The 12712-nt window shown below is 60.6% G+C and carries 14 protein-coding genes; 5 read left to right on the plus strand and 9 right to left on the minus strand.

Translation table 11 applies throughout. The annotated features are described in order from the left end of the window. Positions 1-2 precede the first annotated feature (2 nt). Genes QKE52_RS10510 through rpmH form a run of 6 tightly spaced genes read right to left on the minus strand, consistent with a single transcriptional unit; the run spans position 3 to position 3295 of the window. Positions 3-851 (minus strand): ParA family protein, encoded by an 849-nt coding sequence (locus QKE52_RS10510; protein WP_046648705.1) that lies wholly within the window; start codon positions 849-851, stop codon positions 3-5. 10 nt (positions 852-861) lie between these two features. Next, positions 862-1491, minus strand: coding sequence for a 16S rRNA (guanine(527)-N(7))-methyltransferase RsmG (gene rsmG, locus QKE52_RS10515; protein ID WP_046648704.1), 630 nt, complete (start codon positions 1489-1491; stop codon positions 862-864). A gap of 23 nt (positions 1492-1514) precedes the next feature. Beyond that, positions 1515-2504, minus strand: a complete 990-nt coding sequence (yidC, locus tag QKE52_RS10520) for a membrane protein insertase YidC (RefSeq protein WP_049155646.1) — start codon at positions 2502-2504, stop codon at positions 1515-1517. A 9-nt stretch (positions 2505-2513) separates the two neighbouring features. Beyond that, a complete protein-coding gene (yidD, locus tag QKE52_RS10525) occupies positions 2514-2792 on the minus strand; it encodes a membrane protein insertion efficiency factor YidD (RefSeq protein WP_175975006.1) in 279 nt (92 codons plus the stop codon). Continuing rightward, entirely contained in the window at positions 2780-3148 is a 369-nt protein-coding gene (gene rnpA, locus QKE52_RS10530) for a ribonuclease P protein component (protein ID WP_046648702.1), read from the minus strand. Before rnpA ends, yidD begins: the two co-directional genes overlap by 13 nt. A 3-nt stretch (positions 3149-3151) precedes the next feature. Beyond that, positions 3152-3295, minus strand: coding sequence for a 50S ribosomal protein L34 (gene rpmH, locus QKE52_RS10535; RefSeq protein WP_003847033.1), 144 nt, complete (start codon positions 3293-3295; stop codon positions 3152-3154). Positions 3296-4091: 796 nt separating this feature from the next. On the opposite strand from rpmH, the gene dnaA reads away from it, so the two are divergent. From dnaA to gyrB, 5 genes are all read left to right on the plus strand, one after another. Beyond that, the gene (gene dnaA / locus QKE52_RS10540) at positions 4092-5741 is read left to right on the plus strand and encodes a chromosomal replication initiator protein DnaA (RefSeq protein ID WP_046648701.1); all 1650 of its coding nucleotides are present in this window, start codon (positions 4092-4094) and stop codon (positions 5739-5741) included. 572 nt (positions 5742-6313) lie between these two features. Next, positions 6314-7495 (plus strand): DNA polymerase III subunit beta, encoded by a 1182-nt coding sequence (gene dnaN, locus QKE52_RS10545; RefSeq protein ID WP_046648700.1) that lies wholly within the window; start codon positions 6314-6316, stop codon positions 7493-7495. Positions 7496-7500: 5 nt separating this feature from the next. After that, positions 7501-8679, plus strand: a complete 1179-nt coding sequence (gene recF, locus QKE52_RS10550; RefSeq protein ID WP_347948757.1) for a DNA replication/repair protein RecF — start codon at positions 7501-7503, stop codon at positions 8677-8679. Then, a complete protein-coding gene (locus QKE52_RS10555) occupies positions 8672-9214 on the plus strand; it encodes a DciA family protein (protein WP_071409608.1) in 543 nt (180 codons plus the stop codon). Before recF ends, QKE52_RS10555 begins: the two co-directional genes overlap by 8 nt. Positions 9215-9343: 129 nt before the next feature. Beyond that, the gene (gene gyrB, locus QKE52_RS10560) at positions 9344-11392 is read left to right on the plus strand and encodes a DNA topoisomerase (ATP-hydrolyzing) subunit B (RefSeq protein ID WP_070517653.1); all 2049 of its coding nucleotides are present in this window, start codon (positions 9344-9346) and stop codon (positions 11390-11392) included. A 117-nt stretch (positions 11393-11509) separates the two neighbouring features. Here gyrB and QKE52_RS10565 read toward each other — a convergent pair whose 3' ends face one another. Genes QKE52_RS10565 through QKE52_RS10575 form a run of 3 tightly spaced genes read right to left on the minus strand, consistent with a single transcriptional unit; the run spans position 11510 to position 12664 of the window. After that, complete coding sequence (locus QKE52_RS10565) at positions 11510-11956, minus strand: hypothetical protein (RefSeq protein WP_070517654.1); 447 nt, start codon at positions 11954-11956, stop codon at positions 11510-11512. Positions 11957-11966: 10 nt separating this feature from the next. Then, positions 11967-12407: a hypothetical protein gene (locus QKE52_RS10570; RefSeq protein ID WP_070517655.1), complete on the minus strand. Its 441-nt coding sequence runs from the start codon at positions 12405-12407 to the stop codon at positions 11967-11969. A 50-nt stretch (positions 12408-12457) separates the two neighbouring features. Continuing rightward, entirely contained in the window at positions 12458-12664 is a 207-nt protein-coding gene (locus tag QKE52_RS10575; RefSeq protein ID WP_347948759.1) for a cell filamentation protein Fic, read from the minus strand. Between the last annotated feature and the right edge of the window lie 48 nt (positions 12665-12712).

A 12712-nucleotide genomic window follows, 5' to 3' on the forward strand; every position in this document is an offset into this window, starting at 1 on the left:
TCCTATCCTTCCAATTCCGCGAAAATCTCTGGGCTCACGCCGATGGCACCCGTGGTGGGGTGCGGCGTGTAGTCTCCGCGCTTGTCCAGCTCGCGTGCGGCGGCGGAGTAGGCGCGGGCGCCTGTCGACGACGGGTCATAAGCGATAACCGTCTTACCATAGCCCGGCGCCTCCGAAACGCGCACGGAACGCGGGATGACGTTGCCCAAAACGACGGCGCCGAATTGCTCACGCACCTCGTTGGCCACCTGCTCAGCCAGCTTGGTGCGGGCATCGAACATGGTGAGCAGCACGCCGGAGATGTGGAGGTCCTCGTTGAGGTGTTCACGGATCATGGAAATATTGCCCAACAGCTGGCCCACGCCCTCCAGCGCGTAGTACTCGCACTGGATGGGGATGATGACTTCCTCCGCACACGTCATCGCATTGATGGTCAGCAGGCCCAGGGAGGGCGGGCAGTCGATGAAGACGTAGTCGAAGCCGTGCTCCTCAAGAAAACCGTTGTGCAGGGCGTCATAAAGGCGGAACTCGCGGCGGACCAGAGAAACCATTTCGATCTCAGCGCCGGCCAGATCAATGGTGGCCGGGATGCAGTAGAGGTTCTCATCGTCGGGGCAGTGCTGCATTGCTTCGTCCGCGCTGCAGTCACCCAAAAGGACCTCATAGCTGGATTTGGTGCCGGAGGTATGCTCCGCGCCTACCGCGGTGGAGGCGTTGCCCTGCGGGTCCAAGTCGATCACCAAGACCTTCTTGCCGGCCTCAGCGAGCGCGGCGGCAAGGTTGACGGCGGAGGTGGTTTTACCCACGCCACCCTTCTGGTTCGCGATGGTGATAAGACGAGGATGAGTCATGCCGTCTACTTTAGTTCACGCGCGGGACACGGATAATCGTGGTGCCGTGGATGGTCATGACCTCGGCTTTTCCGCCACCCGCGCGCTTGATATCGGCAGCGTCGCGCTCCAGCTCCTCATGCACTGAGGAGCCCTTGAGAGCGATCATCTCGCCGCCTTTACGCACCAGCGGCAAGGACCACTTGGCCAGCTTGCCCAGCGGGGCCACCGCGCGGGAGGTCACGATGTCGGCGCCCTGCACCTGCTTTTTCACGGGGCCTTCCTCGGCGCGGCCGCGGATGACGGTGACGTTATCCAGACCCAGCAGGTCGACGACCTCGTTGAGGTAGGTCGAGCGCTTGAGCAACGGCTCGATGAGAGTGATCTTCAGGTCAGGGCGCGCGATGGCAAGCGGGATGCCGGGCAGGCCGGCGCCACTGCCGACGTCGATAAGCGTGGCGCCCTGCGGCATCACCTCCGCGACCACGGCACAGTTGATGAGGTGGCGTTCCCACAGGCGCGGGACCTCGCGGGGGCCAATAAAACCACGAGTGGACCCGTCCGTGGCGAGCGAATCGTGATACTTCTGCGCGAGCGGCAGACGCGATCCGAAGACGTCAGACGGGTCCAGTGGCACAGTGTCGGACACAGATTCAGTCACTGTGAAAACTCCTGGGTTAATTTCTAGTTATTGTTCTTGCGGCGCTGCTTCTTGGAGCGATTGTCCTTCTTGCGTGCACCCGGCTTCGGCGCGGAGGTGCGCTTGAGCTCAGCCTTGGCGGCTGCCTCTTCTTCTTCCTCGCGGTCCATCTTGGCGTAGACGATGCGAGTCTGGAAGAAGGTCCACACGGTGTTGGCCAGCATGTAGAAGAGCAGACCGATGGGCCAAATGAAGCCGGAGAAGACCAGCATGGCCGGCATGAACCACAGCATCATCTTGTTCATCATGGCCATCTGCTGCTGCATCATTTCCGCGTTCTGGCCCTGCGGGGTAGCGGTCTTGCCGGCGGCGCGGCGTGCCTCCTGGCGGTTGAGGGACATGCGGGCGTTGAAGTGCGTGAGCACCGCAATGATGGCGATGAGCGGCACGATAATAACGGCCGCCTGCATGGTGGTGGTTTCCTTAACGATCTCCAGACCGGAGTTCAGGCTCAGGTTGGCCACCAGCGGCACGCCGAAGATCTTCGCATCCACGAACTGCTTCACCAGCTCGGGCTTGAAGATGTAGTTGGCGATGGAGGCGTTCATTTCCTCTGACATCGCCTCACCGGCCGGGTGCCCGATACCACCGGCGACGGCCACAGTACGGTCGAAGGAACGCAGCACGTGGAAGAGACCAATGAACATGGGGATCTGCGCGAACATGGGCAGGCAGCCCGCCACGGGACGCACGCCGGCTTCCTTGTAGATGCGCTGCATCTCCTGCGCCGCCTTGGTCTGGTCATTGGCGTACTTGGTGCGCAGCTCTTGGATTTGCGGCTGGATCTCCTGCATCTTGCGTGAAGAGCGCAGCTGGGTGATGGTCGGCTTGACCATGATGGCCTTGAGCGTCCACGTCAGCAGGACGATGGCGATGATCCAGGTTCCGCCCCATGCGGAATCGAGGACGAAGCTCAAGAGCCAATGCCAGAACCACAAGACGGCTGAAATTGGCCAATAGATGAAATTAAGCACGAGAGTTGTTTACCTCAGTTGTTGTTTGGTCGGTACCGGATCAAACCCACCCGGGTGCCAGGGACCGCACTTGCATAACCTGGCGAGCGCCATGCCCGTTCCCTTGAAGGCTCCATGGATGGAGATGGCTTCGAGGGCATAGGCACTGCACGTCGGTTCAAAACGACAGGTGGAGACCATCTTAAGGCCTGACACATGCTTTTGGTAGAAGCGCACCCCGTAAACCAAGACCCTGCCGAACCCGCGGGCTTCGGGGATCTCTTGGCCTTGGGAGTTCAGATATCCCATGTGCTTAACGCTTTGCGGATATCACGCTCAAGACGCTGGCTGGTGGCCTCGCTGCTGGCGGGCAGCGCACGAATAACGATGTCGACATTGGCGGGTAAAGCTTTCCCGTTGACTCCATCGCGCATGAGCGACATGCACACATGACGAAGCCGCCGGGAGGTGCGGTGGCGAACCACGGCATTCCCGACGGCTTTCGACACAATGAGGCCGAACCGCGGCCCAGTGGCCGCGATGTCGTCTTCACCGTCATTAAAGCGCAAATGCACGACGGCAGTGCGCGTGCCCGCCCGGCGCCCGCCCTTGATGGTCCGCCGAAACTGCCTCGGGGACGTGAGCTTGTGCTGGGCTGGAAGCATGAATTAAGCGGTGAGCTTAGCGCGACCCTTCTTGCGACGAGCGGCGACGATAGCGCGGCCGGCGCGGGTGCTCATGCGGGTACGGAAGCCGTGCTTGCGAGCGCGACGACGGTTGTTCGGCTGGAAGGTACGCTTACCCTTTGCCACGATTAACTCCTTGAAGTTGTTGGTGGATGGCACAGCCCAGCGCCGCCGGCGCTCAGGCTTAAACATCCACTGATGAATGGTGTACGTGGGGATGAGGCTTCGCACTTGAAGCGCCATGAGGCGTGGCGAGGCATTCCCACATGCAACATGTGCACCATGCACTGTTGCGATAGACCATCACAGGTTACGTGACAGGTAGCGCGCTAAACAAATCGACACACTGGGTGTCCCCGAAATTACAAGGATGTTTTTATCCGCAGCTAGAGCGCCACTTTTCACCCACATGCTGCGCGGTCAACGCCTCCTCCCACCGACCGTGGCGCGGTCGAGCCGCGGTCGCGCCAGGCGTGCAAAGAAGTGCGTTAGACAGCATCCCCATAACGCGGTACAACTGAGGAATCTAATTCCACAGCCGCCCACAGGGTGTGGATAACTCTCAATCATGACTTGAGACTTTTGCTATTTGAGCAGGTCAACTGCATTAAGGAGCCGATGTAAAGTTATCCACAGCCATGAGATAGGCTGTGGATAAACCACCTATTCACACCTGTGGATAACTTTGTGGAATCCGAGGTTACACACTAAAACATCGTGTGGAATCCCCGGTGGAAATCACAAGAAATTGGAATTTCCGCATCCCCGTCTCTTCCTCATCCGTCCATCCGTCCCCGATCCAACCCACGTTCACGCAGTACATACTGCGGCCCTGAAGCCTCTCTTTCAGGCACGTAAGTAGCTGTGGCCGGCCCCACCCGCCGGCACCGCGTGGCCGTGAAGCACACAGAAGGTAGGCGTTTTGTCTGATCCGCAAGCAGCCCTAAGGGCCAGCTGGAAAGCTGTGGTCAGTGATTTGCTGGCACAGTCCGAACAACCGAACTCGGACGTTCCCAACTTCACCCACAGCCAACGCCTCAACCTCCAGCTCGTAGAGCCCATCATGATCGGGGATGGCTACGCGTTGATTGCCGCCCCGCACGAGAATGCCAAGAGTGTTATTGAGGCTGAGCTGGGGGAGTACATCACCCGCGCTCTGTCGCAGCACATGGGCCGGCCGTGTTCCTTGGCCGTGACCATTGCCGCGCCCCCGCAGCCTGCTCCGCAGGAAGAACCCGAAGCTCCCGCCCCCCAGCGCCCCATTCAGACCGAGGCACCGGAGTACGGCATGGGCCACCAGGCTCAGTCTTTCCAACAAGCCATGCCGCCCACGCCACCGACCCAGCCGGCCCAACCCGCTCCGCCCGCTCATCATCAGCCGCGCTCATGGGATGCCGCGCATTCCCCGGCCAGCCTGGATGAGTTGGCTCAGCACTACAGCGAACAGCAACACACCGCTCCCAGCGGCTACCCGGACTACTCGGAGGCAGCCGGCGCGCGCATTCCGCGCGAGGAACCTGCGCACAACCCAAACCACGAAAAATCTCTCAACCCGAAACACACTTTTGAGAACTTCGTCATCGGTTCCTCCAACCGTTTTGCCAACGGTGCCGCCGTGGCGGTGGCGGAAAACCCCGCCCGCGCCTATAACCCACTGTTCATTTGGGGCGGCTCCGGGCTGGGCAAGACGCACCTGTTGCACGCGGCCGGCAATTACGCCCAGGTCCTGCACCCGGGCCTGCGGGTGAAATATGTGTCCTCGGAGGAATTCACCAACGATTACATCAACTCACTGCGTGATGACCGCCAAGAATCCTTCAAGCGCCGCTACCGCAACCTGGACATCCTCATGGTCGATGACATCCAGTTCTTGGAAGGCAAGGAGTCCACGCAGGAAGAGTTCTTCCACACCTTCAATGCGCTGCACCAGGCCAATAAGCAGATCATTTTGTCCTCCGACCGCCCGCCGAAGCAGCTGACCACCCTGGAGGATCGCCTCCGCACCCGCTTTGAGGGTGGTCTGATTACGGATATTCAGCCGCCAGACCTGGAGACCCGCATCGCCATCCTCATGAAGAAAGCTTCTGCGGACGGCACAGACGTCGATCGCTCGGTCCTCGAGCTCATCGCCTCCCGCTTCGAATCCTCAATTCGCGAGCTGGAAGGTGCGCTCATCCGTGTGTCTGCTTACTCTTCCTTGGTCAATGAGCCGATCAGCCTAGAGATGGCGGAGATTGCCCTGCACGATTTGGCCCCGGATTCCGCGGATCGCCAGATCACCGCGGCGGCCATCATCGAGGTCACGGCGGACTACTTCAACATCGACGTGGACACCCTGCGCGGTTCCGGGAAGAAGCGCGCCGTTGCCCACGCCCGCCAGCTGGCGATGTACCTGTGCCGCGAGCTCACCGAGCTGTCCCTGCCGAAGATCGGTGATCAGTTCGGCGGCAAGGACCACACCACCGTCATCTATGCCGACCGCAAGATCCGCAAGGAAATGACAGAAAACCGCAACACCTACGACGAGATCCAGGCGCTGACCCAGCGCGTGAAGAACCACAACCAGCGTTAGCACCACGCAGCGCTTGGCGACGTCCCCTCCCACCCCGCACAACCTCCGCGCGGGCGTGGGCCGGGGCGTCTTTTTGATCGGTGAAGACTTATCCACATAGTTATTCACAGCTGTGTAATTTCACTGTTGTAATTTGTAGATCCTCGTCACGTTTTCTTCTTCCACAGCAGATCAGCAGCCTCTTCAGCCTTGTGAGCAACCCTGTGATCAGCGGCGATAGATCTGGGGATGGATTGTGGATAACTTCGGCCCCGACCGAGTTACTCACATTTCTTGTCATTTGATCACAGTGATCCCACACCCTCACTCACAGATCGGTTCGCGGCTGAGAGCTTGGCCTTTGCTGGGTTGTCCACAGATCCCACAGCGCTTATTACTACTCCTATTTTGTTTTCTCCCTAACTAAGAAGAAAAAGGATGTGTGTGATTCGCCGGCGCCCAGCCTGGCCGCACGGTCTCATCGAGGGCCGAAGAGGCGAATGACAAAACTCCTGTGGTTCGGTGCTGATCCTGTAAGTTGGAGTGAGCTTGCAAGAATCTTCCATCCGGAACTAGAGGAGCGTCTCACCATCATGGAGCAGTCCGTGTCATTTCGCGTTGCCAAAGATGATCTCGCTAACGCCGTAGCGTGGGTCGCGCGCAGCCTTCCTTCGAAGGTCACCCAACCAGTACTGCGCGCCATGCTGATCACCGCGGATGACAATGGTTTGGAATTCACGGGCTTCGACTACGAGGTGTCGACTCGCGTGCGCATCGCCGGCATGGTGGATGAGCCGGGACGTATCGCGGTGGCCGGTAAGTTGCTCTCTGACATCGTCGCTTCCTTGCCCAACAAGGAAATTGAGATGACGCAGGAGGACAACAAGGTTCTCTTGGTTTGTGGTTCCTCCCGCTTCGAGCTGCCGCTCATCCCGCTGGATGATTACCCGCAGTTGCCGGTCCTTCCGGAGGTCACCGGCACGATCAACCCGCAGCTTTTCGTGGAAGCCATCAGCCAAGTTGTCGCCGCTGCCGGCAAGGATGACACCCTGCCCATGCTCACCGGCGTGCACATCGATATCAATGGCTCCCACGTGCAGATGACGGCGACGGACCGCTTCCGCCTGGCCATGCGCACCTTCGAGTGGGATCCGGTATCCCCCGACGTGGAGGCCAAGCTCCTCGTCCCGGCAAAGACGCTGCAGGAGACCGGCCGCTCCCTCGACACACACCTCAACATCCCGGTGGAGATCGCCGTAGGCACGGGTGAGAACATCGCTGCGGAAGGTTTATTCGGCCTGCATGCCGATAACCGCGAGACCACCACGCGCATGCTCGATGCAGATTTCCCGAATGTGGCACCCCTGCTGCCGAAGACCCACACGGCCATGGCCAGCATTGAGGTCGCACCGCTGCAGGAAGCCATCCGCCGCGTATCCCTGCTGACGGACCGCAACGCTCAGATCCGCATGGAGTTCAGCGAAGGTGAAGTGACCTTGGCCGCCGGCGCCGATTCCGGCCGCGCAAGCGAGTCCCTGCCCTGTGCTTTCAACGGCCGCGACAACTTCGTCATTGCGTTTAACCCGTCCTACCTCAAGGATGGTTTGGCCGTGGTCCACACGGACCGCGTGGTCTTCGGCTTTACCGAGCCCTCGCGCCCGGCGATTATGATTCCGGAGCCGGAGGAGCTGCCGGAGGCCAACGAGGATGGCTCTTTCCCCACCCCGGAGACTGACTTCACCTACCTGCTGATGCCAGTGCGCTTGCCGGGCTAGGCCATATGTTTATTCGCGATCTCGATGTCAGGGACTTTCGCTCCTGGCCCGAGCTCACTCTCAGGCTGCAACCGGGGATTACCCTTTTTATCGGCCGCAATGGTTTTGGCAAGACCAATATCGTCGAAGCCATCGGCTATGTTGCCCACCTGTCCTCACATCGCGTCGCCCACGACGCCCCGCTCGTGCGCCACGGTGCAACCAACGCCCGGATTTCCGCCACGGCGGTCAACCAGGGGCGCGAGCTTACCGCGCACCTGCTCATCAAACCCCACGCGGCGAACCAAGCGCAGATCAACCGCACGCGCCTGAAATCCCCGCGGGAGCTGCTCGGCGTTGTGCAAACAGTGCTCTTTTCCCCGGAGGATCTATCCCTCGTGCGGGGCGAACCGGCAACGCGCCGCCAGTATTTGGATGACATCATTGCCTCCCGCACGCCGCGCCTGGCGGGTATCAAGGCCGACTATGACAAGGTGCTCAAGCAGCGCAACGCGCTGTTGAAGTCGGCGTCACCGAGCCTGCGCCGCGGCTACAATGACAGCGACGGCGCCTCAGCACTAGCCACCCTCGACGTGTGGGATACGCAGCTGTCTTCGCTCGGCGCGCAGGTGATCCAGGCACGCCTGGCGCTTGTCGACGAACTCCGCGAGCTCATCCCCGCCGCCTATGCCGGCCTAGCTCCGGAATCGCGCCCCGCGGCCATCGAGTACAAGTCCACGGTGGATACCTCCGACCGCGAGGTCATCGAGGCCATGATGCTCACTGAGCTAGCAAATAAACGCCAGCGCGAGATCGAACGAGGTATCTCGCTCGTCGGCCCGCACCGCGATGACCTCGTGCTCAACCTGGGGACGAGCCCCGCCAAGGGCTTTGCCAGCCACGGCGAAACCTGGTCTTATGCCATCTCCCTGCGCCTAGCGGAGTTCAACCTGCTGCGCCAGGATGGCACTGATCCGATCCTCATCCTCGACGATGTCTTTGCTGAACTCGATGCCAAGCGCCGCGAGAAGCTCGTCCATCTCGCCGCAGGTGCGGAACAGGTACTCATCACCGCGGCGGTGGATGAGGATTTGCCCGGCAACCTGCAGCCCATTGAGCGCTTCACCGTCAGCGTGCGCGATACCGACGAGGGCCGGGTATCAGAGATCGCACCGTACGATGCGGGCGGTGAAAGCGATGACTGAGCAGGAATTTGATCCGGTCAAAGCGCTCTTTGAGCGCACCCGAAACACGTCGAAAAATCCGCCGAAGCTCAATAAACCGGCCCCCAAGATGAACCTGGCGCCAACGTCACAAGAACAGCAGCCGAAGCCTTTTCGGCGCGGGCGGCCGAGTGGCCCCGACGGTCGCCGCCGGCGCCGCAGCCTCGAGATCCCTAGCCTCGGCGCGCAGATCCAACGCGAGATTGGCAAGCGCGGCTGGGAGCACGAATTAGCTCATGGCTGGGTCATGGGCAATTGGGAAAACCTCGTGGGCGAGCGCATCGCCGCGCATACTCAGCCGCTCACCATCAAGGAGCAGGTTGTTTACGTGGCGTGCGATTCCTCCAGCTGGGCCACTGAGCTGCGCTACCTGCAGCGGCCCATCTTGCAGAAGATCGCGGACCGCCTGGGCCCGGACGTGGTGGTTAAGCTCCACATTCAAGGACCCAAGCAGCACCGAAACTATGAGGGCCGCCAATGGGTCAAGCCGCAAGGCTCACAGGATACGTACGGCTGATCGGGGCGATCGCGAAATTCACGCAAATTTGGGGCTCTCACGGGCGTGCACTGTCCTCGCGTGGGGGGACACAGTGTAGAATGGCTAAAGTCTTAGATTTAGCTCTAGCCAAAAGGAGTACACGAATCCGTGGCTGAACAACACGCATATGATGCGGGGTCAATTACGATTCTGGAGGGCCTTGAGGCCGTCCGTAAGCGCCCCGGTATGTACATCGGTTCCACCGGTGCCCGCGGCCTGCACCACCTGATTTGGGAGATCGTCGACAACTCCGTCGATGAGGCAATGGCGGGCTATGCCGACAAGGTCATTGTCACCCTCCGTGAGGACGGGGGCATCGAGGTCATCGATAACGGCCGTGGTATCCCGGTCGAAATGCACGCCTCCGGTATCCCTACCGTCCAGGTGGTTATGACCCAGCTGCATGCCGGCGGTAAGTTCGACTCTGAATCTTATGCCGTGTCCGGTGGTCTGCACGGCGTGGGTATCTCCGTAGTCAACGCACTGTCCACCCGCGTCGAGGCGGACATCAAGCGCGATGGCAAGCACTGGTACCAGAACTTCAACAACGCCATCCCCGATGAGCTGGTAGAAGGCGATAATGCCCGCGGCACCGGCACCACGATCCGCTTCTGGCCGGACCCGGAAATTTTCGAAACCGTCGAGTTCAACTACGACACCATCGCCCGCCGCCTGCAGGAGATGGCCTTCCTGAACAAGGGTCTGACCATTGTTCTGCGTGACGAGCGCGCCATCTCCAAGGAGCAGGCCGAGCTCGAGGAGATCGCCGAGGCCGGCGATTCCGCCGTCAGCCTGAGCTCCCTGGATAACAAGGACGAAGCCGGCCAGGAGGGCGAGGACGGCGAGGGCAAGACTTCCAAGAAGAAGAAGGAAGTCACCTACCACTACCCGAACGGTCTGCAGGACTACGTTGCGCACCTCAACAAGAACAAGTCCGCCATCCACCCCACCATCGTTGCCTTCGACGTTAAGGGTGAGGACCATGAGGTGGAAATCGCGCTGCAGTGGAACCAGGGCTACAAGCAGTCCGTCCACACCTTCGCCAACACCATTAACACTCACGAAGGCGGCACGCACGAGGAAGGCTTCCGCGCGGCTCTGACCACCCTGATGAACCGCTACGCCAAGGAGCACAAGCTCCTCAAGGAAAAGGATGGCAACCTCTCCGGCGATGACTGCCGTGAAGGCCTTGCTGCCGTTATTTCCGTCAAGGTGGCGGACCCGCAGTTCGAGGGCCAGACCAAGACCAAGCTCGGTAACTCGGAGATCCGCGGCTTTGTCCAGCGCTCTGTCAACGAGCACCTCAACGATTGGTTCGACGCCAACCCGGCTGAGGCCAAGGTCATTATCAACAAGGCCGTGTCCTCCGCGCACGCCCGCGTAGCCGCGCGTAAGGCACGTGAGTTGGTGCGTCGTAAGTCCGCCGGCGACCTCGGTGGCCTGCCCGGCAAGCTGGCGGATTGCCGCTCCAAGGATTCGAAGCTTTCTGAGCTTTACATCGTGGAGGGTGACTCCGCAGGTGGTTCCGCGAAGGGCGGCCGCGATTCCATGTTCCAGGCCATCCTGCCGCTGCGCGGCAAGATCCTCAACGTGGAAAAGGCCCGCATGGACAAGGTTCTCAAGAACGCTGAGGTCCAGGCCATCATCACCGCCTTGGGCACCGGTATCCACGAAGAGTTCGATATTTCGAAGCTGCGCTACGACAAGATCGTGCTCATGGCCGATGCCGACGTGGACGGCCAGCACATCGCCACGCTGCTTCTGACCCTGCTCTTCCGCTTCATGCCGCAGCTGGTCGAGGATGGCCACGTGTACCTGGCGAATCCGCCGCTGTACAAGCTGAAGTGGGGCAAGGGCCAGCCGGGCTATGCCTTCTCCGATGCTGAGCGTGACAAGCTGCTTGCCGAAGGCTTGGAGCAGGGACGCAAGATCAACAAGGACGACGGCATCCAGCGCTACAAGGGTCTGGGTGAGATGAACGCTTCCGAGCTCTGGGAGACCACCCTGGATCCGACGACCCGCGTCCTGCGCCGCGTGGACCTGGAAGATGCGCAGCGCGCCGATGAGCTCTTCTCCATCCTCATGGGTGATGACGTGGCCGCCCGCCGCTCCTTCATTACCCGCCGCGCGAAGGACGTCCGCTTCCTCGACGTCTAAGACGTCTCAAAGCACGAGCCCACAGGGGAACAAGAGAAAGCAAGAAAAAGACCAGCCCTCAGAAAGAGGTGCTGGTCTTTTGTTCTTCGGTGCCTACGACACGGAGAGTTAATCCACTTATACGGTATCCATGTGGCGCTGCAGAACACGGCCGATGGTTGCCACGTTGGGCTCCAGGATGGAAGAGGCCTTGCCACGCAGCGACTTGTAGGTGCGCGCGATGCCGGGGGCCTTAATGTCCTTGGCGGCCCTATCAGCCGCAGCCATGATGGCTTCGGTAACTTCGCCGCTGCGTCCGTCGAGGTAGGTGCCGAAATCGGACTGCTCAGAGCCTTCAAATTCCTTCCAGTAGGAATCCAGGGTGTTGAGCAGCTCCGGCAGCATCTGGTTGATTCCCTTGGACAGAACCTTGGAATCCGCCTTCTTTGCGGCCACTAGGGCGCCCTTGAAGGCCATGCCGGTGATACCAGTCAGCGATGCTACGGCGTCATCTGCTGCCGTGGACAAGTCCGCCACCACGGCGTTGCGGGTAGGGGACTGGAGGAGTTGGGAGAGGTTTGTCATACAGGCGAGCTTACTGTGCCGGGGCGCTGGAGCCTGCCTTGAGCGCGGCAATCTGGTCAGCAATCTCTGGGAAACCATTGGTGCGGGCCAGGCGCTCGAGGTCGAAGTCGAGACCACCCTCGTAGAGGCGGTTGTGCTCGGACGAACCGGAGGAGCCTGCCATGCCGATCTGCGCGGCGAATTCATCGGCTTGGGCGCGTAGAGCAGGGTTGTTATCCACGACGAGCTTGAGCAGCGCCATCGCAGCAGCAATGGAACCGCCGATGATGAGCGTCATGTCGATGGGCGTGGAGCCAGTCAGGGAGGAGCCGGCTTCGCCCTGCTGGAAGTCGGGGTTGGTGGGCCAGTTATTATCGGCGGTCGTAGCGCTCGCGGCGGGGGCTACGGCAGTGGTGAGGGTGGTAGCCACAACGCCGGCGGCGAGGAACTTCTTCAAGGACATGGAGGACATAGGGAATTCCTTTCTCAGAAGGGAATAGAGACTTCTTTATCACGTTTAACTTACATAACTTCTGCAACAGAAAGATAGACCTGCGCGCACAATCGCGCGAATTCTTCATTCTTTCCGCTCAACGCGGGAACTGAGCGCAAGACCGTCTCCAGCGACTGTGCCGCCGTAGCGCGGCTGCCGTGCACGGCAATTCCCTCGATGGTCGCCGTGCTCGCGGAGGCCGCGGCGGCTAGGGCGGCGAAGTTAGTGATCCGCACGCGATATACCCGACAGAATTCCCGCGCGACTACAACGAGTTGCTCCAC

The sequence above is a fragment of the Corynebacterium sp. c25Ua_47 genome (assembly GCF_039907205.1).
In the GTDB taxonomy this organism is placed as follows: domain Bacteria; phylum Actinomycetota; class Actinomycetes; order Mycobacteriales; family Mycobacteriaceae; genus Corynebacterium; species Corynebacterium hiratae.

Bases quoted from the DNA above. Each gene is read 5' to 3' on its own strand.
- QKE52_RS10510 (WP_046648705.1), bottom strand. From the start codon at position 851: ATGACTCATCCTCGTCTTATCACCATCGCGAACCAGAAGGGTGGCGTG.
- yidD (WP_175975006.1), bottom strand. From the start codon at position 2,792: ATGGGATATCTGAACTCCCAAGGCCAAGAGATCCCCGAAGCCCGCGGG.
- rnpA (WP_046648702.1), bottom strand. From the start codon at position 3,148: ATGCTTCCAGCCCAGCACAAGCTCACGTCCCCGAGGCAGTTTCGGCGG.
- dnaN (WP_046648700.1), top strand. From the start codon at position 6,314: ATGGAGCAGTCCGTGTCATTTCGCGTTGCCAAAGATGATCTCGCTAAC.
- recF (WP_347948757.1), top strand. From the start codon at position 7,501: ATGTTTATTCGCGATCTCGATGTCAGGGACTTTCGCTCCTGGCCCGAG.
- QKE52_RS10555 (WP_071409608.1), top strand. From the start codon at position 8,672: ATGACTGAGCAGGAATTTGATCCGGTCAAAGCGCTCTTTGAGCGCACC.
- QKE52_RS10565 (WP_070517654.1), bottom strand. From the start codon at position 11,956: ATGACAAACCTCTCCCAACTCCTCCAGTCCCCTACCCGCAACGCCGTG.
- QKE52_RS10570 (WP_070517655.1), bottom strand. From the start codon at position 12,407: ATGTCCTCCATGTCCTTGAAGAAGTTCCTCGCCGCCGGCGTTGTGGCT.